Origin of the sequence: Leptolyngbya subtilissima AS-A7 (genome assembly GCF_039962255.1) — a bacterium.
Taxonomy (GTDB): Bacteria; Cyanobacteriota; Cyanobacteriia; order Phormidesmidales; family Phormidesmidaceae; genus Nodosilinea.
The window spans coordinates 101691-126950 of record NZ_JAMPKY010000001.1; the positions used below are offsets into that span (position 1 = coordinate 101691).

27 protein-coding genes are annotated in these 25260 nt (G+C 56.1%); 11 read left to right on the forward strand and 16 right to left on the reverse strand.

All coding sequences use genetic code 11. The features are described 5' to 3' along the window. The first annotated feature begins 693 nt into the window (after nt 1-693). A complete protein-coding gene (locus NC979_RS00570; RefSeq protein WP_190522751.1) occupies nt 694-1938 on the forward strand; it encodes a glycosyltransferase family 4 protein in 1245 nt (414 codons plus the stop codon). Nucleotides 1939-2049: 111 nt separating this feature from the next. Further along, nucleotides 2050-3426 carry a cytochrome P450 gene (locus NC979_RS00575; protein WP_190522753.1) on the forward strand — a complete coding sequence of 459 codons (1377 nt, stop codon included), beginning with the start codon at nt 2050-2052 and terminating at the stop codon, nt 3424-3426. Here the strand turns inward: NC979_RS00575 and NC979_RS00580 are convergent. Next, entirely contained in the window at nt 3412-4335 is a 924-nt protein-coding gene (locus NC979_RS00580; protein WP_278002595.1) for a methylenetetrahydrofolate reductase, read from the reverse strand. The genes NC979_RS00575 and NC979_RS00580 overlap by 15 nt on opposite strands. 60 nt (nt 4336-4395) lie before the next feature. After that, nucleotides 4396-5406: a tryptophan--tRNA ligase gene (trpS, locus tag NC979_RS00585; protein ID WP_190522756.1), complete on the reverse strand. Its 1011-nt coding sequence runs from the start codon at nt 5404-5406 to the stop codon at nt 4396-4398. Nucleotides 5407-5588: 182 nt separating this feature from the next. On the opposite strand from trpS, the gene NC979_RS00590 reads away from it, so the two are divergent. Then, nucleotides 5589-5885 carry a hypothetical protein gene (locus NC979_RS00590; protein ID WP_190522758.1) on the forward strand — a complete coding sequence of 99 codons (297 nt, stop codon included), beginning with the start codon at nt 5589-5591 and terminating at the stop codon, nt 5883-5885. A 148-nt stretch (nt 5886-6033) separates the two neighbouring features. On the opposite strand, the gene NC979_RS00595 is transcribed toward NC979_RS00590, so the two are convergent. Both NC979_RS00595 and NC979_RS00600 read right to left on the reverse strand, forming a co-directional pair. After that, nucleotides 6034-6534: a hypothetical protein gene (locus tag NC979_RS00595; protein ID WP_190522760.1), complete on the reverse strand. Its 501-nt coding sequence runs from the start codon at nt 6532-6534 to the stop codon at nt 6034-6036. Between the two features lie 59 nt (nt 6535-6593). After that, entirely contained in the window at nt 6594-7541 is a 948-nt protein-coding gene (locus tag NC979_RS00600) for an alpha/beta fold hydrolase (protein ID WP_190522762.1), read from the reverse strand. 459 nt (nt 7542-8000) lie between these two features. On the opposite strand from NC979_RS00600, the gene NC979_RS00605 reads away from it, so the two are divergent. Then, nucleotides 8001-8549, forward strand: coding sequence for an O-acetyl-ADP-ribose deacetylase (locus NC979_RS00605; protein ID WP_190522766.1), 549 nt, complete (start codon nt 8001-8003; stop codon nt 8547-8549). Between the two features lie 53 nt (nt 8550-8602). Here NC979_RS00605 and NC979_RS00610 read toward each other — a convergent pair whose 3' ends face one another. The 5 genes from NC979_RS00610 to NC979_RS00630 all read right to left on the reverse strand — a co-directional run bounded on the left by NC979_RS00610 (nt 8603) and on the right by NC979_RS00630 (nt 15635). Then, the gene (locus NC979_RS00610; protein ID WP_190522768.1) at nt 8603-9808 is read right to left on the reverse strand and encodes an acetate/propionate family kinase; all 1206 of its coding nucleotides are present in this window, start codon (nt 9806-9808) and stop codon (nt 8603-8605) included. A gap of 83 nt (nt 9809-9891) precedes the next feature. Next, nucleotides 9892-10530 (reverse strand): histidine phosphatase family protein, encoded by a 639-nt coding sequence (locus NC979_RS00615; protein WP_190522770.1) that lies wholly within the window; start codon nt 10528-10530, stop codon nt 9892-9894. A 61-nt stretch (nt 10531-10591) separates the two neighbouring features. Further along, nucleotides 10592-11230 carry a histidine phosphatase family protein gene (locus NC979_RS00620; RefSeq protein ID WP_190522771.1) on the reverse strand — a complete coding sequence of 213 codons (639 nt, stop codon included), beginning with the start codon at nt 11228-11230 and terminating at the stop codon, nt 10592-10594. Between the two features lie 118 nt (nt 11231-11348). Further along, on the reverse strand, nt 11349-13871 hold the full coding sequence (locus NC979_RS00625) for a glycogen/starch/alpha-glucan phosphorylase (protein ID WP_190522772.1): 2523 nt from the start codon (nt 13869-13871) through the stop codon (nt 11349-11351). 129 nt (nt 13872-14000) lie between these two features. Next, nucleotides 14001-15635, reverse strand: coding sequence for an alpha-D-glucose phosphate-specific phosphoglucomutase (locus NC979_RS00630; RefSeq protein WP_190522773.1), 1635 nt, complete (start codon nt 15633-15635; stop codon nt 14001-14003). 183 nt (nt 15636-15818) lie between these two features. Between NC979_RS00630 and NC979_RS00635 the strand changes: the two genes are divergently transcribed. Continuing rightward, on the forward strand, nt 15819-16805 hold the full coding sequence (locus tag NC979_RS00635; RefSeq protein WP_190522774.1) for a GNAT family N-acetyltransferase: 987 nt from the start codon (nt 15819-15821) through the stop codon (nt 16803-16805). 26 nt (nt 16806-16831) lie between these two features. Here the strand turns inward: NC979_RS00635 and NC979_RS00640 are convergent, their stop codons facing one another. Further along, a complete protein-coding gene (locus NC979_RS00640) occupies nt 16832-17485 on the reverse strand; it encodes a DNA-3-methyladenine glycosylase (protein WP_199308989.1) in 654 nt (217 codons plus the stop codon). A gap of 48 nt (nt 17486-17533) precedes the next feature. Between NC979_RS00640 and NC979_RS00645 the strand changes: the two genes are divergently transcribed. The 3 genes from NC979_RS00645 to NC979_RS00655 all read left to right on the forward strand — a co-directional run bounded on the left by NC979_RS00645 (nt 17534) and on the right by NC979_RS00655 (nt 19960). Next, nucleotides 17534-17656, forward strand: a complete 123-nt coding sequence (locus NC979_RS00645) for a DUF8629 family protein (RefSeq protein WP_017297736.1) — start codon at nt 17534-17536, stop codon at nt 17654-17656. 65 nt (nt 17657-17721) lie between these two features. Next, nucleotides 17722-19458: an MBL fold metallo-hydrolase gene (locus tag NC979_RS00650; protein WP_431190996.1), complete on the forward strand. Its 1737-nt coding sequence runs from the start codon at nt 17722-17724 to the stop codon at nt 19456-19458. 103 nt (nt 19459-19561) lie between these two features. Beyond that, nucleotides 19562-19960: a PPC domain-containing DNA-binding protein gene (locus tag NC979_RS00655; protein ID WP_190522775.1), complete on the forward strand. Its 399-nt coding sequence runs from the start codon at nt 19562-19564 to the stop codon at nt 19958-19960. Nucleotides 19961-19998: 38 nt separating this feature from the next. On the opposite strand, the gene NC979_RS00660 is transcribed toward NC979_RS00655, so the two are convergent. From NC979_RS00660 to NC979_RS00680, 5 genes are all read right to left on the reverse strand, one after another. Beyond that, a complete protein-coding gene (locus NC979_RS00660) occupies nt 19999-20421 on the reverse strand; it encodes an HNH endonuclease (RefSeq protein ID WP_190522776.1) in 423 nt (140 codons plus the stop codon). Next, nucleotides 20414-20824 carry a hypothetical protein gene (locus NC979_RS00665; RefSeq protein WP_190522777.1) on the reverse strand — a complete coding sequence of 137 codons (411 nt, stop codon included), beginning with the start codon at nt 20822-20824 and terminating at the stop codon, nt 20414-20416. Before NC979_RS00665 ends, NC979_RS00660 begins: the two co-directional genes overlap by 8 nt. Before the next feature lie 135 nt (nt 20825-20959). Beyond that, nucleotides 20960-21931 (reverse strand): GTPase Era, encoded by a 972-nt coding sequence (era, locus tag NC979_RS00670; RefSeq protein ID WP_431190997.1) that lies wholly within the window; start codon nt 21929-21931, stop codon nt 20960-20962. Further along, nucleotides 21915-22352 (reverse strand): secondary thiamine-phosphate synthase enzyme YjbQ, encoded by a 438-nt coding sequence (locus tag NC979_RS00675; RefSeq protein ID WP_190522780.1) that lies wholly within the window; start codon nt 22350-22352, stop codon nt 21915-21917. The genes era and NC979_RS00675 overlap by 17 nt, the downstream gene beginning before the upstream one ends. Before the next feature lie 95 nt (nt 22353-22447). After that, nucleotides 22448-22771 (reverse strand): ribbon-helix-helix domain-containing protein, encoded by a 324-nt coding sequence (locus NC979_RS00680; protein ID WP_190522782.1) that lies wholly within the window; start codon nt 22769-22771, stop codon nt 22448-22450. A 250-nt stretch (nt 22772-23021) separates the two neighbouring features. On the opposite strand from NC979_RS00680, the gene NC979_RS00685 reads away from it, so the two are divergent. The 3 genes from NC979_RS00685 to trxA all read left to right on the forward strand — a co-directional run bounded on the left by NC979_RS00685 (nt 23022) and on the right by trxA (nt 24519). Next, the gene (locus tag NC979_RS00685) at nt 23022-23372 is read left to right on the forward strand and encodes a hypothetical protein (RefSeq protein WP_190522784.1); all 351 of its coding nucleotides are present in this window, start codon (nt 23022-23024) and stop codon (nt 23370-23372) included. Nucleotides 23373-23659: 287 nt separating this feature from the next. Further along, nucleotides 23660-24046, forward strand: a complete 387-nt coding sequence (locus NC979_RS00690; RefSeq protein WP_190522786.1) for an alr0857 family protein — start codon at nt 23660-23662, stop codon at nt 24044-24046. Nucleotides 24047-24168: 122 nt separating this feature from the next. Continuing rightward, a complete protein-coding gene (gene trxA / locus NC979_RS00695) occupies nt 24169-24519 on the forward strand; it encodes a thioredoxin (RefSeq protein WP_190522788.1) in 351 nt (116 codons plus the stop codon). 6 nt (nt 24520-24525) lie between these two features. Here the strand turns inward: trxA and NC979_RS00700 are convergent, their stop codons facing one another. After that, on the reverse strand, nt 24526-25239 hold the full coding sequence (locus NC979_RS00700; RefSeq protein ID WP_190522790.1) for a hypothetical protein: 714 nt from the start codon (nt 25237-25239) through the stop codon (nt 24526-24528). Between the last annotated feature and the right edge of the window lie 21 nt (nt 25240-25260).

Here is a 25260-nt window from a genome sequence, read left to right on the forward strand (position 1 = left end):
TTTGAAACTGTTTTTCTAAAAAGTGTCAATCCACCTAAAGGTAGATTTACGCTTTTGGCTGGCTCTATATTTAGGTCGTTATAGTACAAAAAAATACGCGGTCAACAAACTCGCTGGACTCATGTCCTAAATTCAAATTTGACTTGATTACAAAAGTCTTAGAAATTTGTGATGGCTTTTCATGCCTGCAAGTTAATTTTCTTTTTTAACTTTGAATAAATTTATACTTTTGAAGTTTATCTGAAGCTTTCTCAGATCTTACCTTCTTTCAAAGCAGAAGCACTTGGCTATAGATAGACTATACCTGTGAGCTAGTGTTTGTTTACTAACTTATTGTGGTGAATAGCTAAGACTTGCCTTTTAGCTTCGTGCTCTCCTGATCGGCTTAGAATCTCAATGCTCTAGCTTGCAAAGTTTTCCTCATAAATGTTCCTAAAAAAACAATAGCAGCAAAATATGAATTTTAGGGCGTTGTTCTTTAGAGGGAACCATCGGATTGACAACACCGTCTTTTTCCTAAACAGAAATTTCTAAGAGCTAGCTTATCATTTATTCACTACAAGTCGCACTCCTTGCTTGTAGGCGGTTGGCTTGTGTAGCTATTTATTACTCAAGGATTTTTGGATTTCACACAGTGTTTTGTGTGGTTAACCTCTCAAAGCTATAGTCGTAAATTTAGTAAATTGATTAATTATGTCTACCTTAGCCCAAGTCCGTTTGGTGATTCTTCAGTATGCCGGTGATTTTCAGGAGGCTTATAACCTACTTGCTGAGTCAGGTAAGCAAGAATATTTCAGCCATCAATATACTATAAATAGTTCTATTGAAATAGGTCGCCGGATTGATGAGGTTATCCATGTCTGCTGTAAAACCAGTTCTGAATATAGCGAACTTTTAGAGCCTGGCCTTAGAGCTGTGGGTGGTAACCTTGATCCTTACAAAGAGCCAAAACGGTTGTTGAAATTACTTCAAGAGCAAAAGCCTACCCATCTGGTGGTTCATTTCCCGTTGGTCGCTGCGTTCAAGTGGGCCAAGCAAAATAATGTGAAAGTTATAGGCCTGTTTGCCGATTCTTTTCAAGGAAGCGGGTTACCGGCAAAGCTTCGCAATTTTCGCCTGTCAAGCACGTTGAATAACGAAGCTATTGACTTAGTCGCTAACCATGGTTTGAGCGCATGTCATTCCCTAAAACATATTGGTGTTAAGCCCAGTAAAATTATCCCTTGGGACTTCCCCTACGAGATTACTCCTAAAGACTTTGCGCCAAAAAAACTCGGGAAGGCAGCTATCGACAATAAAAACATTGTCTATGTCGGCCGCATCGTTCAGACAAAGGGAGTGAGTGACGCTTTGAATGCCTTAGTAGAGTTGAAGCAGTCTGGTATCACTCCCAACTTGACCTTGATTGGTAAAGGAGACCTTGACTGGTTCAAAGCCGAAATTGATCGTCTAGGGTTGAATGACCAGGTGACGTTAGCAGGTGGTTTATCTCACGATCAGGTGCTAGCAAAAATGCGTTGGGCTGATGTTGTGCTGGTTCCTAGCCGCCATGCCTATCCTGAGGGCTTGCCCCTGACCATTTACGAAGCTTTGACCGTTAGAACGCCCCTAATTGTTTCTGACCACCCGATGTTTTTAGGAAAGTTTGAGCTAGGACGAGATGTATTGATGTTTCCTGAAAAAGATGTAGCTGCACTGGCTCGCTGTATTGAAACTCTGCTGACCAATGCAGAGCTGTACCAGACGCTATCTTTAAACTCTGCTGATGCCTGGTCTAGGTTGCAGCTGCCGGTCAAGTGGCATCGGCTGATCGAGCAGTGGATCAGCGATACACCCGACAGTCGCCGATGGTTGTCTAAGCACAGCTTGGAGCAATGCTCGTATCAACATCAACAGCTTAGCTCCAGTCGTTTACAGCCAGTTTTGACCAGTTCTTAGTGAGGGTAAATTGATCCTGCGGTGGTGGAGCGGGTATGCCTTTGGGATGGTCTAGCATTGAAGAGGTTGGATGAATGCTTGCCGCCTCAATGCCCTGTACGTCTTTTCAGCATGCCTACTCTTCCTGGCTCTAATACCCCCTTTTGGCAGCGCGCACCCAAGCTCATTCTGCGCCCGCTAGATTATTTTGAAGACAACTACCGGCGTTACGGACCGGTGTTTCAGGTGGGGGAGAAGCCGCCTTCAATCTATGTGGCTGATCCGGCAGTGATTCAGGCTATTTTTCAGGCCGATGCGGCTCAGTTTCACATTCCGTCCCAGAGTCCGGGGAGTGGGCTGACTTTTTTGCTGGGCAACCAGTCGCTGCTGTTGCTGGATGGAGAGCGTCACCGCCGCCACCGTCGCTTGCTGATGCCACCGTTCCATGGCGATCGCATGCGCGCCTACGGCGACGTAATCTGCACTTTGACAAAACAGGCCATGGCCAGCTGGCAGTCGGGTACGGCGTTTAATGTGCGAGCTGCCATGCAGGACATCACCCTCAGAGTGATCTTAAAAGCTGTGTTTGGTCTGGGTGACGGCGATCGCTACGATCGCCTGCGGCAGCTGCTCAGCACGCTTTTAGAAGGGTTGGGCACTCCCTTCAGCGCTTTCTTTATTTTCTTTCCAGGGCTGCAGAAAGATTGGGGGCCGATGAGTCCCTGGGGAAGGTTTGTGCGGATCAAAGCTGAGATTGACGCTCTGATCTATGCCGAGATTAGCGATCGCCGCCAGCAACCCTATCCCGATGGCACCGACATTCTCTCGATGATGATCAGCGCTCGCGATGCCCAAGGTGAACCCCTGAGCGACGGCGAACTCCATGACGAGCTGATGACGCTGTTGGTGGCGGGCCACGAAACCACCGCGTCTGCTTTGGCCTGGGCGCTGTACTGGGTGCACTGGCTGCCCGAGGTGAATGAGCGTTTAGGCCAAGAGCTAGATGCCGTGGGCCCATCCTCCGACCCTCTGGCTGATGCCAGCTTGCCCTACCTCACCGCGGTTTGCCAGGAGACCCTGCGCATTTATCCCGTCGCCCCCACCACGGGTATTCGCATTCTCAACCAACCGATGACCGTGGCGGGCTACGAATTTCCGGCTGGGGTGGTGCTGTTTCCAAACATTTACCTGCTGCACCACCGAGAGGATCTTTACCCTGAGCCCAAGGCGTTTAGACCCGATCGATTCTTGGAGCGGCAGTATTCACCCTACGAGTATGTTCCCTTTGGGGGCGGTCACCGCAGCTGCATTGGCTCGGCCTTTGCGCTGATGGAAATGAAGCTAGTGCTGGCGACAATTCTGCGCCACTGGGAGCTGGAGTTACCCGAGGGGCTGCGACGTCCGCTCAAACCCGTGCGCCGTGGCCTAACCCTAGCTCCGCCCGGAAATTTGCAGCTGGTGCCCGTCGCCCAGCGTGTGGCTCAGCGTCAGGCGCTACCGCTCGGCTAAGGCCGCATCGACGGGGGCCACTCCCCCCTGGTCGAGGATTTGAGGAATTAAATCTTCTCGACGCACGGCCATCAGGTGGACCCCCTGACAAATTTGCTGAGCGGCTTGCACCTGCTCGGCGGCGATCTTAACCCCCTCTTGCAGCGGGTCGGCGGCGGCGGCGAGGCGATCGACAGTAGCTTGGGGAATGTTGACCCCAGGCACATTGCGGTTGATGAAATTGGCGTTTTTAGCCGACTTCAGCAGAAAAATTCCGGCGAGCACGGGGCGGTTATAGCCGGACGCCACCTGGTCCATAAACTTGGCTAGGCGATCGAAATCGGTGATCAGCTGGCTTTGAAAGAACTGTGCCCCGGCCTTGACCTTGGCCTCAAACCGCCGCTGCAACCCCGACCAACTAGTTGATTGTGGGTCGATCGCAGCTCCAGCAAACAGATCAAGCGCGCCATCGGTGAGGGGCTTGTCGTTGCTGTCTACGCCAAAGTTGAGTTTTTCGAGCAGTTTGAGCAGCCGCACCGACTCTAGGTCAAACACCGATCGCGCTTCGGGATGGTCACCGGCTTTAACCGGGTCGCCCGTGAGAGCCAGAATGTTGCGCAGCCCAAGGGCGTGAACCCCCATGAGGTCGGCTTGGAGGGCAATGCGGTTGCGATCGCGGCAGGCTACCTGACACACTGCTTCAATCCCCTGCTGCTGGAGCAGCAGCGACGCTGCCCACGACGACATGCGCATTACCGCTCGGCTGCCGTCGGTGACATTGACGGCGTGCACTCGACCCTTGAGCATTTGGCCCATGGCCAACATGTGCTCTGGGTTGCCCCCCTTGGGTGGCATGACCTCTGCCGTCACCAAAAACTGGCCGGCTTGGGCCGCCGTGCGCAACCGATAACCCAGGGGTGCAGAAGCCAAACCATCCTCCTTTGGATCTGTACGAACAGGGTGATTGAATTGATCAGTATATCTTGCCTGCTACAGCGGTTTAGAGTAGCCTAAGGCGTCTTTTACCCGTGCCAGGGTAGCATTGGCCACCTCGCCCGCCTTTTCGCGCCCGGTTCTGAGAATACTTTCTAGATAAGGGCGATCGCCCATCAGCTCGTTAAATCGATTCTGAATTGGCTCTAGGGCTGCCACTGCCGTGTCGGCCAGCAGCGGCTTAAACTGGCCCCAACCCATCTCTTTGCACTCTGCTGCCACCGCTGCTTTAGTCTGGCCTGACAGCAGCATATACAGCGTCAGCAGGTTGTTGCACTCGGGCCGGGCTGGGTCATCAAACCACAGCCCCCGCTCGGGGTCAGTTTTAGCCCGCTTAATCTTTTTGACGATCGCATCGGTGGGATCAGTCAGATCGATGCGGCTCTGATCAGAAGGGTCTGACTTCGACATTTTCTTCGTTCCATCAGTCAGGCTCATCACCCTCGCACCCTCAGCGCGAATCATTGGTTCAGGCACCTTAAGCACCGGATTTTCTTCGCTGCCAAACTGAAAATTGAGTCGGGCGGCGATGTCGCGGGTAAGCTCTAGGTGCTGCTTTTGGTCTTCGCCGACAGGCACCAGGTCGGGGTCGTAGAGCAAAATGTCGGCGGCCTGTAGCACCGGATAGTCGAGCAGACCAATGCTGACGTTTTCCCCCTGCTTAATCGCCTTTTCCTTGAACTGAATCATGCGCTCTAGCCAGTTGAGCGGGGTGATGCAATTAAACAACCAGGCCAGTTCTGAGTGGGCCGATAGGTGCGACTGCACAAAGATAGTGGCTTTGTCGGGGTCAATGCCGCAGGCGATGTAGGTGGCTGCCACCTTGTAGGTATCTTCCGCCAGCCGCTTAGGGTCGTGGGGCACCGTAATGGCGTGGAGGTCGGCCATAAACAAAAAGGCGTCGTATTCTTCTTGCAGGTCAACCCAGTTGCGAATTGCCCCTAGATAATTGCCCAGGTGGAGGTTGCCCGTTGGCTGAATGCCTGAAAGAATGCGCTGTTTGGCCATAGGTCTATGGAGTGTAGCTACGTAAAAGGATTGGCATAACGCCAGCGGGCGAACCCCCTATGAATTTACCCCAATCTCTGCCCGCCGCAGTAGCCAGCAACTGACCAATAGTCAGGCTTTCCTTGTCGGGAAAGGTTAAGTTGCTTAGATTTGTAACATGCAATCATAAATCCATAACTCCTATGACGCTCCCCACCGACCTGTCGACCCGTCTACAAACTGCTATTGGCTTGGCTAAAGAAGTGCAGCAGCATCCCGAAGCCCACCAGGCTTTTCAAGAGGTGGTCGGAGACCTCAAAACCGAAAGCCCCGTTGCCGCCGAATTGCTAGAGCAGCTTTGGCGAGAGTACATTGGCACCCAGCGTTCTTCGCTGTTTTGGGAACAGCTGTCTGAGGTCGAGAAAAACCTTTCCGATCGCCTCAGCGAGAGCCACATTCAGCTCAAGCAAAACTACCTGCGACTGATGCAGGAGCAGTAAGAAAGCGCAATTTAATATGAAACTTTCGTAGGATGGGCACTGGGTTTGCCCATCCTACGTTTAGCTACAACTACTTGCTGCGAACAGCGCCAAGGTCTTCAAGTTTTGCTACGAGAACCAGGCAAGCTAGGCAACGGCTCAACCTCGTCTATGTCTCGATTTTTTTGCCTTGGTCTTTGTGCTCAGGTTGCTCGGCTAAAAGGCTGTCTCGCAGGGTCAGATATTGTTTGCCCTTTTCCGTGAGTTCTACCTGTTGCTTGAGTTCACCTGATTTGGGCATTTTATCAAGGTCTACTTTCAGGTTGATAAAGCCTAAGCTAGACAGCCGTTTTAGTTCTGTTGTGAACTTAGTAGTGCCTTCGTAGGATGTAGACTCGTCGTCATTATTAAGTTGTTGTAAATGATTTAGCTCATCTTCAGAAACCAGGCTAGTTAGCAATAATTGGATAGACTCAACATAGGGTTGTTCGGCTTCTTCAATTTCAAAGGGGCCGATTTTAGCTTTTTGAATATTTTGGTTTGAGATTTGCTCCAATAAGTTAAACAGAGGTTTGTAAAACAATATCAAGACGACGGTGATCAGCAGCGGCCAAGAGAATAAGATTGGTCCTAGTACTGATACCCAATCAAAAAGAGAAGGGTTACTCACGTAGCATTATCTCCATAGCTGCTAGGATTAAGAAAATACTTGTAGATTAATTAGCTCGCTCATTCAGCGGGCAAAGTGCTGACATTTGCATCTGAGGCTGCACTGGTATTAAGCTGGGGCAAAAATTTGCGAATTAAGCCAATGGTGACCCCGGGTAGCTCTAGCTGAGGGGTCAGTCCAGCGTCATCGAGCTGATAAAAAATTTGAATCGCTTGGGGATTAATCGCCATAAGACGGCGACCGATATCTGGGCCAGTGAACTCAGATTTTTTGCCCCAAATAATTGCCGTGGGCACCGTGAGTTGACTGATGTATTGCGACAGGTCAAAACACAGGTCGCCTCGCACAAAAGCCAGGGCTGCATACTCAGCATTCTCCTGCTGGGCTGATTGCAAATATGCCTCAACAATTTCTGGAGAAACTCGCTCTGGCTGAGCAAACTGCCGCTGCTCTAAAAAACTGCGAATGCCAAAACTGTTCGCTACCCCGGTGTTGTAGAGTAGCTGACTCAGGATTGGCAAACTGACAAATTGAGCAAATTGGGCGAACCCGCTGAGGCGGTAGTCTTGGCCAAACTCGGCTAGCCCAGCTAGGGTGGTAACGATTAGCGATTTGAACAAGTCAGGTCGATCAATAGCCGCACGCACCGTAAAAGCAGCCGTCAGTGCTGAGGCAATGACAGTGGTCGGCCCGTCACAGGTCTGCTCTAAAAACTCGGTAATGATCGCAATGTAGTCGTCTACTTGATAGTCTCGCACCGGATGATCTGAGCGGCCCCAGCCGATTAAATCTGGGGCTAACACTCGATAGTCTGCGGCAAAAGCGGGATACACCTTAGACCATTCGTAGGCTGAAGAACCACCCCCAAAACCGTGGAGAAAGACCAGGGTCTCTTTGGCCTCTGGCCGATTTGGTTCTTCCCAAGGCTGGCCCTCGGGAGTGTAGTAAACCATGCGGCCATACCGGGTTGTGATGGAGCGACTAGAAAAACCGGGTGGAACAAACATGATATTACTCTTCAAAAATGAGCGGAACCTGGAGCTAGTAGACGGCCACGCTAAAGGTGGCAAACTAGGTTGGGCATACGGTTCACGGTTTCAGGTTCAAGACAATCCGTAAGCCGTATACCTGAAACCGTAAACCTAAGTTACTAGATCCTGTCATAATCAGCTTGGCAAGCGCTAGCACTGACTGGCGGAAATATGACAACCCTTGCTGGAAGTTTCGGGTGCTTGTTGCCAAGTTTTAAAAGTAGTTAGCTTATACCTTAAGATGAAATATTAAATAATTAATTCAGTAATTGTTATCAACCAATAGTTGTATGCTTCGTTCGCGTAGGGTATGAAATAACTTGTTATTGGAGAGATGTGGGCAGCGGGCTAGGGATGTTTTAGTGTAGAGATAACCTGAGTTTTATTTATTACTGAAATCAGGATTGAATCGATGCCAGTGAGGATACTTTGCTTATGGCTACCCCTGATGTGTGGGACCAAATGCTTGTGCTGCAAGGCGACATTACGCGCCAGCATGTCGATGCGATCGCCAATGCTGCCAATGAGTCGCTGCTAGGCGGTGGCGGGGTAGATGGGGCGATTCATCGAGCCGCCGGGCCAGAACTGTTGACTGAGTGTCGTCAGCTGGGCGGCTGTCCGACTGGGCAGGCCAAAATCACTCGAGGCTATCACTTACCGGCCCGGTGGGTCATTCACACGGTGGGGCCGGTGTGGCGTGGGGGGCACCACAACGAGGATGAGCTATTGGCAAGCTGCTACCGCTACAGCCTTGCCCTCGCAAGCGAGCGTGACCTTCGCACCCTAGCGTTTCCCGCTATTAGCACTGGGGTCTATGGTTTTCCGCTAGAGCGGGCGGCGCAGATTGCGATCGCAACCGTAAAAGCAGCGCTAGAGCAGACATCTTCTCTCAAGCAGGTCAGGTTTGTCTGCTTTAGCGATCGCGCTCACCAGGTCTATCAGTCGGTGCTAACCAAGAGCAAAAACAGCTCTACAGTCGGCTAGCAAGCTCTGGAGCTGTTTCACTCAGGCTGCGCTGCTGCTGATGCTCAGGTAGCTTATTGCAGAAGATCATGGCAGGCCTGGGCGATCGCCCACTCTTCCTGGGTATGCACCACCAGCACCCGCACCGCCGAATCCGCCGCCGCAATATCCTGGTCATCCTTGGTTCTGCTGAGGTCAGGCTTTAGCCGCAGCCCCAGAAACTCAAACGGCTCGCAGGCCTGCTGCCATAGCGGGGGGCTGTTTTCGCCCATGCCGGCAGTAAACACTACCCCATCTAGCCCTCCCAGACTGGCAATCATCGCCCCCATCTCGCGCCGCAGGCGGTGGGTAAACACCTCAATCGCTAGCTTGGCCTGAGCATCGCCTTGCTCCATGGCCTCCGCTACAGCGCGCATGTCATTGGAGCGGCCCGACAGTCCCTTTAGCCCAGATTCTTTGTTTAATAGCTGGTCGAGTTGGTCAGCGGTGTAGCCCTCTTGCCGCATCAAATAGATCAGAATGCCAGGATCAACGCTGCCCGAGCGACTGCCCATCATCACGCCATCCAGCGGCGTAAACCCCATGGTCGTATCGACGCAGACGCCGTTTTTGACCGCCGCCAATGAGCAGCCGTTGCCCAGGTGGCAGGTGAGAATTTTCAGGCTGGCGATGTCTTGCCCCATTAGATCCGCCGCCCGCTGGGCCACGTACTGGTGGCTAATGCCGTGGAACCCGTAGCGACGAATGCCCTGCTCGACCCAGGCGTAGGGACCGGGATAGGTCGCTGCCGCCTCGGGCATGCGGGCATGAAACGCGGTATCGAACACTGCTACCTGGGGCACATCGCCCAAAATGCCCTCCAGCGCCTCGATGCCCTGCAGGTTGGCCGGGTTGTGAGCCGGGGCCAGCGGAATCAGCCGCTGAATTGCGGCTTTAACCTGATCGTCAATGCGCACGCTGTCGATGTACTCGCGCCCGCCGTGCACCACGCGATGGCCTACGGCGTCAATATCTGAAAGGCTTTCTAGCACCTGAGTTGGCCCCTCCACCAGGGTCTTCACCATCGCCTCCAGGCCCTCGGCTTTGTCGGCAATGGGCAGCACCTGCTGCATCGATTCTCCTGCACCGCTGGCAGAGAGTTCTACCTTGCCCTGCTGATGGGTCCAGTCGAGGGCGGCGCGCCACAGGGGGGTGGGCACTGCGTCCTCGGCCCCCTGGCTAAGGTCAAACAGGCAGCTTTTGTGGCTGCTCGACCCGGCGTTAAGCACCAAAATTTTCATGGCACCCTACGAAACTCGGCCATTATCGTCCCACCTTCTGATCCACCAGCCGCCCAAAATCCAAAATCGCCATTCTCTAGTCCCTACGTCCCCGGTCTTGAATCTAGCTCGTCGGGTAGATGGGAGCGATCGCCGTGTTTGGCCAGCATCGGCCCATGTTGGTCGAACCGGACCAGACTGAGCGAAGCGACGGGCAGCTCGATGCGATCGCGGTACCGACCGCTATCGATACCCAACAGATTACAGAGCACCAGTCGAATCGTGGTTTTGTGCGACACAATCAGCACATTGCCGGTGCTGTGGTTGGCCTCAATTTCAGCCATCACCAGGGCGGCGCGGCTGGCTACCTGAACGCCCGTTTCGCCCCCCGTAGGCGGGTTCCAAGCGGGTTCGGCCAGCCAGCGCATGTAGTCTTGGGTGTACTCTGCCTGCACCTCGTCGTGGGTCTTGCCTTCCCACTCGCCAAAGAACATCTCCTTCAACCCGTCGCGCAGCTGCATGGTCTGGCCCGTGGCCTCACAAAAGGGCGTGGCGGTTGCCACCGTGCGCCGCAGCGGGCTGGCATATACTGCCTGCCAGTCTAGGTGCTGGTATTTGTCAGCAAAGGCCTGGGCCATAGCGGCACCTGAGGCAGTCAGCTCTGGGTCAGATAAGCCGCAGTAGGTGTCGCTCTGGCTCAATTCGGTTTCGCCGTGGCGGAGCAAGTAGAGGTTGAGAGTCATGGGGGAACGTCAAGACGCTACTCTCCTATCGTCTGGGTCGGCGCGATCGCTGGCATCCCCCCTAGGTGCCTGGTCTGGTCTCCAGCTCTGGGGGCAGGTGGGTGCGATCGCCGTGCTTCATCAACATGGGGCCGTTGTTACTAAATTGCACGTGGGTAACAGAGGCGACCGGCAGACTGATGCGATTGCGATAACGCCCCACATCCATCCCCATCAGGTTGCACAAAATAATTCGAATGGTGGCCTTGTGAGACACCACCAGCACGTTACCTTCGGCAAAGTTTTCTTCAATTTCGGCCATCACCAGCGAGGCCCGGCTGGCGATTTGCACTGAGCTTTCGCCCCCGGTAGGCGGGTTCCAGGCTGGTTCGGTGAGCCAGTGCAGGTAGTCGTCGGCAAAGTGCTCGCGCACATACTCGGCGGTTAGCCCCTCCCACTGCCCGTAGTTAATTTCCTTTAGCCCATTGCGCAGCTGCACATTCACGTCCACGGCTTTGCTCAAGGGCATGGCCGTCGCGATCGTGCGCTTCATCGGGCTGGCAAAGATAGCCTGCCAGGGCATGGCCTGATACTTGGCCGCAAAGGCATCGGCCATGGCCACGCCTTCTGTGGTGAGCTCGGGGTCTAGCTCGCCACAGAAGCCGCCAGTTTGGCTAAACTCGGTTTCGCCGTGGCGCAGGAGGTAGAGGTTGAGGGACATGGGGGATGTGGGGGTGGATGGGTAGGCGAGTAGGAGGGTGGATGGGGGGGCGAGTGAGTTTGGGCTTGGGCTCATTCACTTACCCATTACCCTCCCACCCATCTACCCATCCACCCATCTACACATTCAGTCCGGCCTGGGCCTGGACGTATTCCTTCAGTTCAATCTGCACGGGCTTGACGTGCCAAATCTGCTTGCAGTATTCGCGGATGGAGCGATCGCTCGAAAATTTGCCCATGCGCACGGCGTTAATAATTGACATGCGCGACCAGTTTTCTTGGTCTTGGTAGGCGGCGCTAGCTCGGTCTTGGGCGTCGATATAGGGCTGGTAGTCGGCCAGCAGCAGGTAGGGGTCGTGGAGGAGCAGGTTGTCGATCAGGGGCTTGAACAGCTCGCTGTCGCCCTTGGCGAAGTAGCCGCAGTTGATCAGATCAATCACTCCCTTCAGTTGAGGGTTGCTGTTGTAATAGTCCCAGGGGTTGTAGCCACGGGCTTTGAGGGCCATGACTTCTTCGGTGACCAGGCCAAAGAGAAAGAAGTTTTCGTCACCGACTAGCTCGCGAATTTCGACGTTCGCCCCGTCTAGTGTGCCGATGGTGAGAGCACCGTTCATGGAAAACTTCATGTTGCCGGTGCCGGAGGCTTCTTTGCCGGCGGTAGAAATTTGCTCGGATAAGTCCGCGGCGGGGTAGACCCGCTGGCCTAGGCTGACGTTGTAGTCGGGCAAAAAGATGACCTTGAGGCGATCGCCGATCGCGGCGTCATGGTTCACCACATCGCCGACAGCGGTGATGAACTTGATCATCAGCTTGGCCATGCGATAGCCGGGGGCTGCCTTGCCGCCAAAAATAAAGGTGCGGGGGGTGATATCCAAATTAGGATTTTGCCTCAGCCGGTCGTAGAGGGTGATGATGTGCAGCACGTTGAGGTGCTGGCGCTTGTACTCATGGATGCGCTTCACCTGCACGTCGAACAGCGAATCAGGACTCACCGTAATGCCGGTGCGCGTTTGGATGTAGGTGGCCAGATCTTGCTTGATGTCGCGCTTGATCTGCCGCCAGTGTTGGCGAAAGTCGGGGTCGTCGGCGTAGCCTTCCAGCGATCGCAGTCTTTCCATATCCTGTAGCCAGCCGTCCCCCACTTTCTCGGTGTAGAGAGCCGCCAAGCGGGGGTTGGCTAGGGCAAGCCAGCGGCGAGGGGTGACGCCGTTGGTGATGTTGCGAATTTTGCCGGGAAACATCTCGTGGAAATCTTTGAGAATGGTCTGCTTGACCAGCTCGCTGTGCAGCTCGGCTACGCCGTTGATGGCATGGCTGCCCAAGCTGGCCAAGTTGGCCATGCGCACGTAGCGCTCTCCCGACTCATCGATCAGCGACAGGCTAGAGAGTTTGGCCGAGTCGTTGAGATACTGCACCCGCACCTGATCCATAAACCGGTGATTGATCTCAAAAACAATCTCCAGGTGCCGGGGCAGCAGGCCGCCAAAGAGAGACAGTGACCACCGCTCTAGGGCTTCGGGCAGCAGGGTGTGGTTGGTGTAGGCGAAGGTGTTTTGGGTGACTTCCCAAGCCGTTTCCCACTCGATGCCGTGCTCGTCGATCAGCAGGCGCATGAGTTCGGCGACGCCGACGGCGGGGTGGGTGTCGTTGAGCTGGGCCGCAAACTTCTCGTGGAAACTGTCGAGCTGCCGGCCCGAAGTGAGATGAATGCGAATCATATCCTGCAGGGCGCAGGAGACAAAGAAAAACTGCTGCTCTAGGCGCAGCTGTTTGCCTTCGATTTGCTCGTCATTGGGGTAGAGCACCTTAGAGATATTCTCGGAGGTGACTTTGCTGTTGACCGCGCCGTAGTAGTTGCCAACGTTGAATGACTGAAAATCGAAGGACTCCACCGCTTCGGCTTTCCACAGGCGCAGGGTGTTGACAGTGTTGACCCGATAGCCGGGAATCGGCGTGTCGTAGGGAATGCCCTTCACCTGCTTAGCGGGAATCCAGCGCTTGCGGAAGCGGCCATCGGAGTCGGTGTAGCCCTCGGTGTGGCCGCCAAACCCCACGGTGACGGCCTCTTGGGGGTGGGCGATCTCCCAGGGGTTGCCGTGCTGAAGCCACTTGTCGGTGATTTCGACCTGCCAGCCGTCGCGAATTTCTTGGTCAAAAATGCCGAACTCGTAGCGAATCCCGTAGCCAATCGCTGGGATTTGCAGGCTAGAGAGGGATTCCATATAGCAGGCGGCGAGGCGACCCAGGCCGCCGTTGCCTAAGCCGGGCTCTTCTTCCTGGGCCATCAGATCGTTGAGGTCGAGACCCGATTCTTGTAGCGCCTGCCTAACCGGCTCTTCGATGCCGAGGTTGAGCAAGTTGCGGCCCAGATGCGGCCCCAGGAGAAATTCTGCTGACAGGTAGGTGACCAGCCGCACCTCCGAGCGCAGGTAGTTGCGGGTGGAATTGAGCCAGCGCTGCATCATGCGATCGCGCACCATGTAGGCCAGCGCCAGGTAAAAGTCGTTCTTGCTGGCCACCTCGGGCCACTTGCCCTGGATGTAAAACAAGTGATCGGCCAGGGCCCGGCGCAGGGTTTCAACGCTAATGCCAGTGCGATCGTCTTCGACATCGACGGTGGGGCAATTCATGAATGCTGTCATCGCGGGGGCTCTTTGAACAACAGAGGGGGGGAAGTGGTGAAGGGAAGAGTTTTGAGTTCTTAGTTTTGAGTTTTGAATTGCTGCCTAAATTCAAAACTCAAAACTCAACATTCAAAACTCTCCAGTCTTTTAGGTGATCACCGTGGGCTGGTCGCGCCCGGTCAGCGTCTTGATCTGCGCGATCTCGTCGGCTAGGGCAATCAGGTCGGCCAGGGCCTCCTGGGTATCTTGATTGTGCTTGGCGGCATCCGGTTCGTAGCGCTCCACATACAGCCGCAGGGTCGCGCCTGAGGTGCCAGTGCCCGACAGCCGGTAAACAATCCGCGAGCCGTCGGTGAAGCCGATGCGCACGCCCTGGTTTTTGGCCACGCTGCCGTCAACCGGGTCGGTGTAGGCAAAGTCGTCGGCGTAGTCGACGGTGTAGGGGCCAAAGGTTTGGCCGGGCATGGTGCCCAGCGCTCCGCGCAGGTTGCTGATTAAGGTGTTGGCGCGATCGCTCTCTACCCCCTCGTAGTCGTGGCGCGAGTAGTAGTTGCGCCCGTAGGTGCTCCAGTGCTCTTTGACAATGTCCTCCACCGACTGGCCCTTGACGGCGAGAATATTCAGCCAGAACAGCACCGCCCACAATCCGTCCTTCTCGCGGATGTGGTTAGAGCCGGTGCCAAAGCTCTCTTCGCCGCAGAGAGTGGCCTTGCCCGCATCCAGCAAATTCCCAAAAAACTTCCAGCCGGTAGGGGTCTCAAAGCAGTCGATACCTAGCTTCTCGGCGACGCGATCGGGGGCCTGGCTGGTGGGCATAGAGCGGGCAATTCCCGCCAGACCGTTGCGGTAGCCGGGGACTAGTGTGGCGTTGGCGGCCAAAATGGCAAGGCTGTCGCTGGGGGTGACAAAGAAATTGCTGCCGAGCACCATGTTGCGATCGCCGTCCCCATCCGACGCCGCCCCAAAGTCGGGGGCATTGTCGCCAAACATCACCTCGACCAAGTCGTGGGCGTAGACCAGGTTGGGGTCGGGGTGACCACCGCCAAAGTCCTCCAGCGGTTCGCCATTGACCACAGTGCCCACTGGAGCATTCAACCGACGCTCAAACAGGGCCTTGGCATAGGGCCCAGTCACCGCGTGCAGCGAATCCATGCAGAAGCGGAACTTGCCGCTAGAAAGCAGCTGCTTGATCTGGCCGAAGTCAAACAGGGTTTCCATCAGCGCCCCGTAGTCGCTGACGGAGTCGATCACTTCCACGGTGGTGTGGCCCAGGCTGTGGGTGGCGATGCGATCGAGGTCAATGTCGGTGGCGTCGAGAATCTTGTATTCGGTGATGGTCTGGCTGCGGGCATAGATCGCATCAGTAACGCCCTCGGGGGCGGGGCCGCCGTTGCCGGTGTTGTACTTAATGCCAAAGTCTTCGTCGGGACCGCCGGGGTTGTGGCTGGCCGAGAGAATGATGCCGCCAAAGGCGTTGTTTTTGCGAATTACGCAGGAGGCCGCCGGGGTGGAGAGAATGCCGCCCTGGCCTACTAGCACCCGTCCAAAGCCATTGGCGGCCGCCATTTTAAGAATAATTTGAATCGCTTGGCGGTTGTAGTAGCGCCCATCGCCGCCCACCACCAGGGTTTCGTTTTGATAGCCTTCCAGGCTGTCAAAAATCGACTGGACAAAGTTTTCTAGATAGTTTGACTGCTGAAAAACCTTAACTTTTTTCCGCAAGCCCGAGGTGCCGGGCTTTTGGTCGCTATAGGGCTGTGTGGATACGGTTTGAATACTCATAGGGTCAAAATTTGCTCCAAGGTCAACCAGGTGCAACCTCAGGATAAATCCCTAGCTAACTCTGAAGGATAAATCCCTCTCTAACTTATGGGGTAAATCGTAAGCCTTAGTTAAGGGATGGGGTTCAGGAATTGGCCCCTGCCGAGCTGTAGCAGCTCTAAAGCCCCCTCGTTTGTTGCATCTATGACTGCTCAACAACTGACCTCAATTCAGTCGCGCCCCAGCACAAGTCACGCCGATTTGCCCGCGATCGCCGCTTTTTACGAGATCTGTGAACAAGTTGACCAGCTCGACAACACCCCCACCCTCGCCGACCTCCAGCGCCGCCTCGACTACCCGCCCCCCGGCGGCACTCACCATCGCCAGCTCTGGGAAACCCCGAAGGGCGAGCTGGTGGGTCTGGTTGCCCTGTGGATCGACGACCCTGCTGATGTGGCCACCGATGCGCTAGAGGGTTGGGCGGGCATCTTTGTGCATCCCGACTGGCGCGGTGCTCACCTAGAAGCTGAACTGCTGAGCTGGGCCGAGCAGCAGGTGCGAGAGCAGGCCGCCGTTGCCCAGCGCTCCGCTAAGCTCTATGCCGGGACCAGAGCCGATGCTACCTACTACCGAGCTATCTACGAGACGCCGGGTTACGAGATGATTCGCCGGTTTCACACCATGGTGCGATCGCTGCTCAACCCCATCCCTCAGCCCCAGTTTCCTGAGGGCTTTACTTCTCGCCCAACCAACGCTGACGAAGCCGTTGCCTGGGTGGAGATGTTTAACGAAAGCTTTGTCGATCACTGGCACTTTACGCCGATGACGCTGAAGGACCGCCAGTTTCGCCTCACCTACCCCACCTACCAACCCGAATTTGACTGGGTGGCCGTTGCCTCCGATGGCACCCTGGCCGGGTTCTGCGGCGGTGCCATTGACCATGAGGAAAACACCCTGAAAAACCGCAAAGAAGGGTGGATCAACATTCTGGGTACCCGAAGAGGCTACCGCCGCCAGGGACTGGCGCGGGCTATGCTGCTGCAAGGGCTGCATCAGCTTCAGGCAGCGGGGATGGAAACAGCTCTGCTAGGGGTAGATACTCAGAACCCCAACCAGGCTATGGGGCTTTACGAATCCGTAGGATTCACCATCAAAGAAACTTACCTGACCTACCAAAAGTCTCTCGGATGAGAGCCCCAGTTGCTGGCCCATAAAAGCTACCGCTTTGACACGGCTTTGGATGCTGTAACATACCAGCGCCAGGGCAGGTCGGCTCCCTGGGTCAGGCCAATGCGGGTGGTTTGGGTGAAGTCGATCTCCCCCGCCTCAAGCCGCTGCTGCCAGTCAATATCCCGATGCTCTAGCCAGAGACCAGAGGCCGGGGTCAGGGGCAGGTCGGTGAGGGTGCGATTAATATCCAGCAAGAGGCAGAGCTTGCCAGGGCCAGCCCCCCAGCGAGCGGGTTTTTCGACCCGGTACCCTGCTAGCCAGGGGGGAATGGTGTCGAGTTCGACGGCACGAATCAGCACGGCGCTGGGGATGCGATCGCGATCGGTGATCACGTTAAAGCAGTGGTAAATGCCGTAGATCAGATACACGTAGCTGTAGCCCGGCGGGCCAAACATCACCCTATTGCGGACTGTTTCGCGGCGGTAGGCGTGACAGGCCGGGTCGCCCTCGGTATAGGCCTCGGTTTCGACAATGGTGGCGCTGAGCTGGCGACCGTCGGCCCACCGCCGCACTAGCCTACAGCCCAACAGGTCTGGTGCCACTTCTAAAGACGATCGTCCCAGCCAATCTGGGGTAATGGGCGCAGGCTGATTACAAAGCTTTATGTTGTCCTCTGAGGCAGGCTTGTTAAGATGACTCAAAACCAAAGCTCCGATAATACCGACCTTTCTATCATCCCTACTGCTCCTATGGATATCAAACTTGTACTGGCTGTGCTCACCGGGTTGTTTGTGGTTGCCACCCTCTTCTTTGGCACTAAAAACGGCTTCTACGACACTGACGACTACCACGGCAACGGTTCAGCTCACTAGGCTCACTCAGCATATTGGCCTGTTCATTGGCTTTGCTGTGCCGCCGTTAGGGTGTTCGCCGTTCCGTGAGTAATCTGGTCTGCTTTCCGTTTGGTGCGGGTCACGGCCAAGAAGGGCTGTGCCTAGAGCTGCGCATGGGGCCACGTCGCATCGTGCTCGACTGCGGCCTGCGGGATCTGTCGGTTTTAATGGCGGCGGGCGATGTTGGAACCGATACTCCTGAGCCGGTTTCCAAACGCTCTGCGAATCGCATCGCCTCCGCCGACCTGCTCTTTTGTAGCCACGCCCACAGCGACCACGCTCGCGGTGTTTGGGCGTTTAGCCAGGCCTTCCCCCAGGTGCCCATCTACGGCAGCGAGGTGACCGCCCAGCTGTTACCCCTCAACTGGCTGGGCGCAGAGGTGCCGCCCCACCTCTGCCAGGCGCTGCCCTGGCAGACACCTATCAGCTTGGCCGATGATCTGACGGTTCAAATTTGGCCCGCCGGGCATTTGCCAGGAGCCGCCTGTGCCCTGTTCACTTACCATGCGCCCCAACGCCCCTACACGGTGTTTTTCACGGGCGATTTTTTTATGTCCAATTCGCGCCTGGTGGATGGTCTGCCCCTAGAGGCGCTGCGAGGCCTCAAGCCAGATGTGCTGATCATCGAAGGTAGCTCTGGGTCGGCCCGCCATCCCCACCGCCGCCAGCAGGAGAATTTGCTGGCCAGCACGCTCCATGGCCTAGTGCAGCAGGGGCGATCGGTGCTGCTGCCCACGCCAACCCTAGGCATTGGCCAGGAGCTGGTGATGCTGTTGCGCAGCCATTACCAATTCACTGGCCAAGATATTACTGTCTGGGTCGATGAAACGGTGGCGGCAGGCTGTGACCTCTACTTGGAGCTGATGCCTGCCTTCCCCAGCAGCGTGCAGAATTTTGCCCGTCACCAGCCGCTATTTTGGGATGAGCGCATTTTGCCTCGCGTGCGCCGCTTAGGCACAGACGGTCACCCCCAGGGCGATTCTTCCGGTGCCCCCTGCATTGTGATCGCCCACCGTGAAGTCGATCTCAGCGACTACTGCCTCGCCTCGGCCCAGCCCTGGACCGTGCTGCTACCCGACTCGTTTGCCACCGCCATTGCCGATACGGTGCTAGGCACGCCCGCTACCGAGGCTGGGGCCGCTCTGGGCTGGCTGCAAACCCTGGCCGCCGAGCTAGAGTCGGAGCGGGTGCAGCTCGACACCTACCAGCTCACCACCCACAGCGATCGCGTCGGCACCACCCAGCTGATCCACAATCTGCGGCCTCAGCACGTGGCCTTTGTCCACGGCAATCCCACCCACCTCGCTGATCTGGCTGGGTTAGAAGAACTGCAAACCCGCTACCAGCTGCACCTGCCCTCCGCTGGCAAGGAAGTGGAGTTTCCCATCGGCGATCGCTTTATTCAGCCGGCCGCCCCCGACCCGGTCTTCGAAGGCGAAATTACCCAGGTTGATGACAGCGTATTGCTGCTGCTACCCGAAGACCTCACCACCGACCCCCGCTGGACGGCCTTAGCCGATACCGGCCTGGTCCAAGCCCGCTGGCAGGGCAACGATTTAGTGATCAAAGGGCTAACCCAACGCGACCTGCTGCGCACCGTAACGGGTGGGGAGACTCCCTGGCAACCGCCCAGCTGTCAAACCTGTCGCTTTCAGCGAGAAGGTCGCTGCCACGGCGGCGATTCTCCCCTGTACGGGCTGCAGGTGAGCCCCGATGGGGTGTGCCCTGCCTTTGAGGCGCGTCCAACTCGACCAGAACGGGATGATGAGGCGATGGCTTAAGGGGGAGTGGAGAGTGGGGAGTAGGAGAGTGGAGGAGCAGTGAATTCAAACCTCATTACCCCATCACCCCTTTACTCCCTTACCCCATCACCCCATCACTCCTATGCAAACCTACTGCCTACGCCTTACCCCAGGCCAAGATCTCAAGCAAGAGCTACAAGCCTTTGCCCAGGCTCAAGCGCTGGAAGCTGGGATAATTCTCACAGCGTTGGGCAGTTTTACCCAGGCATCGCTGCGGTTTGCAGCTGCCCCAGAGGCTACGCTAATCGAAGGCCCGCTGGAGCTGATTTCCCTCAGCGGGACGCTGTCGCGGCACGGCATGCATTTGCACGGAGCAGTGGCCGATGCCCAGGGTCGAGTCTATGGTGGGCACATCATGCCGGGCTGCTTGATTCGCACGACGGCGGAAATCGCGATCGCCAACCTGCCCCACCTGCGCCTGCACCGGCAGCCCGATTCGGTCACAGGCTACCTAGAGCTGGTAGTAGAAGCCCTTCCTTAAAGCGGGTTCGGCTTACTCTTCAACTTTTGCCGGAGTGCTCAGGGCGGATGCTTACCAAGTGCCGCCAATACCCTGCGAAGATTTACAATACCCTCTCGATTGAGCGCCAGTTTGTCTACGGTCGCTCTGCCAGTGGGTGTGATGCCCAGCATAAGGGTCAAATCTTGGCTCCAAACAAAATGCTCTTGCCGCTGGTGCTGGCGCGGATTGTAGAGCGGGACTATGTAGCCTGTCACAGGGTCATAGGCTTGAGTCTGAACGTACTTGCGGTTGTTGCAGCCCTGGCAGGCCAACGCTAAATTTCCTAAACTGTCATCACCGCCCTTTGAGCGAGGAATGATGTGCTCAATGGAGAAGGGGTCGGGAGAATATTTGACCTGACAAAGACAGTACTCGCAACACCCGGAAGCCCGCCGTGCAACGGCTTGTTTTTGTGACGAACTTAGGGATGGCTTAGCCATGAACAATGGGCTTGATGCCTAGATCGTCCATGACATTCTCTAAGGATTGCTGCCGTAACGCAGCGAGTTGCGCTAGGGCTTGGATGCGCTCTACATTGAGGGCTTCGATCCGGTCTGAAATCTCAATCAGTCGATAGTGCTCATCGGCGGTTAAGGTCTCAGCCTGGCGCTTGTCAATCAAGGCATAGTACTCATCCCACATTTCGCTGGGGAGGCCAAGATTGATGTACTGAAGTAGATCTGCTTCAGCTGCGGGTAGATGGTTAGTTGCCGTTTGGTTGGCGGATAGTCGGGTATGCAGGGTTTCTAAAATGTAGTGCTGAGGGTCGAGGCCCTGCTTGGCGGCTTCTGCCCGTAGTTGGATTTCCAGTTCTGGGGAGAGATAAAGGGTAATTTGAGTCATGGGATCGCCGGCGCTATTTGAGAATCTCTGGGCGTCTCTTGGGCGGTTGCGAGGAAAGCATATTGTCTGTGCAAAAAATCGCTTAACCCTATTCTGGCAAGCTTGCCCTCAAAGCGCACTACAACCGATGTTTCGCTACTCCTCGACCCGGTAGCCGAAGTCTTCAAGGCGGCTGCGGGATTGTCGCCATTTGGGCACCACTTTGACAAACAGCTCTAGATACACCTGACCCATCACCAGCTTTTGAATTTGCTGGCGAGCATCAGAGCCGATCACCTTCAGCATGCTGCCCTTTTTGCCGATCAAAATGCCCTTTTGCGACTCGCGCTCGACGTGGATGGTGGCGAGAATACGGGTGATGTTGGTGTCTTCTTCGACCCGGTCAACGGCGATCGCCACCGAGTGGGGCACTTCTTCCCGCGTGTTGAGCAAAATCTGCTCGCGAATCAGCTCGCCCATGATAAATCGCTCGGGCTGGTCGGTGACCAAGTTGGGCGGGTAGTAGTAAGGGCCGGGGTCGAGCTGGTCGATCAGCGTGGCGAGCAGGGTGTCGAGGCTGGTTTCGTGCAGGGCCGAGAATTTGACCAGCGGCCAGCCGTGGGCGTCAGCCATCTGCTGGTAGCTGGCGTCGAGGGGGGCGATCGCCTCCGGCTCCTCCGGCTGCTGGTCAACTTTGTTCATGCCCAGGATAACTGGGCCGCTGGTGTGGGCTAGCAGTTCGGCGACAAATTGGTCGCCCCGCCCCGCGTCTACGCTGCCATCGACCACAAACAGGGTGGTATCCACCGAGTCGATAGCCATGCGGGCGTTTTTGACCAAAATTTTGCCCAGCTCATGGTGGGGCTTGTGGATGCCGGGGGTATCGACAAAAATAATTTGGGCTTGGTCGTTAGAGAGAATTCCTCGCAGGCGGTTGCGAGTGGTTTGGGCAGTGGGGGAAGTGATGGCTACTTTTTGCCCCACCAAAGCATTCATCAACGTCGATTTGCCCACGTTGGGCCGGCCCACAATGCCCACAAATCCAGACTTAAACCCCTCCGGCGGGGTGGGGATAGCGTTGTAGCCAATCGGGTCAAAGGTGTCGACCATGCTAATAGCCTGTGACATGGACGATCACCTCGCGGCTTGATCCCCGCGCCCGGTGTTCCCACAGGTAGAGGCCCTGCCAAGTGCCTAGGCCCAGTCGTCCCTGCACAACCGGAATAGTTTCGCTGGTGTGGGTGAGCACCGTGCGAATGTGAGCCGGCATGTCGTCAGGGCCTTCGGTGCTGTGGATGTAGTGATTGCCCTCAGGCACCAGCTTGGCCAAGAAATTCTCTAGATCCACCAGCACGTCGGGGTCGGCGTTTTCTTGAATGATCAGGCTGGCAGAGGTGTGGCGCAGAAACACCGTACACAGCCCAGTCTCGATCCCCGAGGCGCGCACCACCTGCTCAACCTCAGCAGTGAACCGCTGGAGCGATTTGCCCCGCGATCGCAGGGTCAGCACCTGCTGGTGGTGGCGAGTGGTGGCGGTAGAAGATGTCATCGGGCAAGTTACCAGAATAGACCGTTATCTATTCTGGCAGAATTAAACACCCTCGGGAAACTTTGTTCCTTCGCCCTGCGGCTCTCCACTCTAAATCACTCCACACACAGGGGCACGAGGCGGCCCTGGGCGGTCAGCCCTAGCCGCATGGGCTGGTTGGCGAGAATGGGATTGCCAGTTAGGGCACACACCTGTTCACGCTCAGCTACCGCCCCAAAGCTGGCGCAGATGTCCTCGGGCTGTACCTGGGTTACACCTTCGCTAGGACCTTGCTCCACATACTGCCAAAGAATGTCGCGAATCAACGCCTGATATCCCCGGTTACCGGCCAGGGCTTTGAGTTTTTCCTTCAGCGATCGCTCTAGGCGAATGCTGGTAACTTCCATATCAGTGGTCGATACGCGAGTTAGGGTTGGCATTAGCGGGCACACCTCCAAGGGAAACATAAAAGACTTTTTCTGGAACGTGTCACAACTCGACTGTGGTTGTCACTAACGAGTTGTGTCTAACTAACAGTTTAGACAGACTAGACACGTTTGTATTACACGTGTAGTATTAACGTTATTCGAGCGTATCCGTCAAGCCTCCTCGCTGAGCGAAAGGTCTTGAGCTAACGGATGCCCTCATGCCTTCCTAAGCCTTGCTGTTTTACGCTTGAGGAACTCTGCCATGTTACGGATCTTGTCTACTGGCACCGCAATGAATATCGCCGTCACCACGGGCGATGCTGGCCAGATGGGCATGGTGGCGGGGTTCGCTGGCTATTTTAGTGGCCTGATTAGCCGACTGATTCGCTCTATGGGTGGGTTAGCCTTGGGCGATTTTGACAGGAGAGATCTATTTAAAGGGGATGCCTTAAGGGGCGACCGCCTTTGGGGAGATCTGTTCCTGTGGTTCAGGCCATCTCTAGTGCTAATGGGATGCCTCACTCGGGGCGATTCCCCTTTGGGGAAGTCGTGCCAACGCCTGAGCTGGCCCTATCCCCACTATTTTTCCCAGCATTCTGTGTCTCAGCATTAACCCGACCCCCGATCTGGCTCAGCGCCTAGAGGTAGCTGTTCCCAGCTAATTCCGTTTCGATCGGGCTTCAAATTTGGGTTTGCAGCAGTATTGCCGCCGTTGGCCTTTCACAAAGCCAAGGGTTCGCATCGGTATTCACCCACAGTCTGGCCGCTCAGGGCTGCCTGTGGTGCTCGTGATCCACCATGCGATCGCCTGGTTAGGCCACCGTTTTAGGGCCACTGCCGCCCCGACACAGCAAACTTAAGCAACGAAACTAGTTCACAAGTATCAAGGCATGAGGGATCATGTTGAAGCTAACTTATTCCGATGCAGATTTATTGATTGAGCATTTAGATCTCACCGTAGAAGCGATGGTCACCCAGCGCAGCTTAGTAGCTCTGCGGGCCGGACAGCCCCTGGTGGTGCAGCCGGGCTATGGAGCCTTTGCCCTGCCCGCCGACCTACCGGGAATTGCTGCATTCAAAGCTAGAAGTCAGGGGGCGATCGACATTGCCCCCTGCGATATCGACTGGCTCGAAGTCACCCTGCGGGGCACCTGGCTAGCCGACAATGCCGCCAGCGCCGAGGGCATTTTGGTGGTCGAACTTGGCCCCCAACTAGAGTCTCAGCTCGTCGCCCTGTGGCAGCGCAGCCTGAACTGGGTAGCGGCCCCCTGCTCTCAGGGGCGCTAAAAGTTGGGCGGTCTTGACCCCATCGCCCAGGCTTTGCAGTACCGTAGAAAATGAGGGCCGGATAGTTTTTACACTCCATAAAATCCCGACCAGACCAAAGACGCAGAGAAGGAGAGATTGAAATGGCTGACGATGCAACCTACCTCACCCTGACCGCCGACAACTTTGAGGCCGAGGTGATGCAGAGCGATGTGCCGGTGCTGGTCGACTTTTGGGCCGCCTGGTGTGGCCCCTGCCGCATCATGAACCCCATTGTGGAAGAGCTGGCCGAAACCTTTGCCGGTCGGGCTAAGGTCGCCAAGCTCAATGTCGACGAAGAAGACGCCCTGGCCCTCCAGTATCACGTGATGGCCATCCCCACCCTGATCTTCTTTCAGAATGGGGAGCGGGTTGACACCATCGAAGGTGTCGTCTCCAAGGATGACCTGGTGGCTCGGCTAGAGGCGTTGGTAACCGCCGGTTCGGCAGTTTAGACGGCTTTAGTTTTGGGTTGCCCCGCGCAGCACGGCCTCGCCATTGATAAACTCTAGGCCGTCGAGGGTGAGGCCGGCTTGGGGCAGGGCGAGGTTAATGCGCTCGGTGATTTGAGCTGGGTCGAGGCCAGTGAGGCGGGCTACATCGTCTAGCGATAGGTTGACTCGGCCGACTTGAATGCGGGTGTCATCGCCTAGCACTAGGCGGCCGTTGTCTACGCGGGGGCTGCCTTCGATGCCGATGTAGAGGGGGCGATCGCCCAGCATGGGCACGCTGCTCAGGGCCGTCTCTAGAGCTTGCTGAGCCTGGGGCGGCAGCTGTTGGGTGGGTAGGTCGGCAGGGTTGACAACAATGCCGCCGGCGACGCGATCGCCGCGAATCGTGGCGTTTAAACTATCTGCCTCTGGCAGAAACTGAGCCACCTCGGGCGTCTGGGCTATGCCCTCGGCCAGCAGCTGAGTTAGCTCAGCCTCGGTGAGGGAAATTTCAACTCGATTGTCGTCGCCATAGCGTACTCCCTGGCCGCTGGCCAGCTTACTCTCTAGCAGGTTGCCGCTGCCGGTACTGACATCGGCCACGGCTGTATCGGTACCGCTGGTGCTGTACCAGGTCGGCAGGGCCGTAGCCCGGTTCCAATAGAAAGCGGTAGCAGCGGCGGCCCCCGCCGAAAGACCGATCAATAGTGATAGCGCCAGTACAACAGCCTGCTTTGTCCGCATGTCTGACAACCCTCTCCCGGT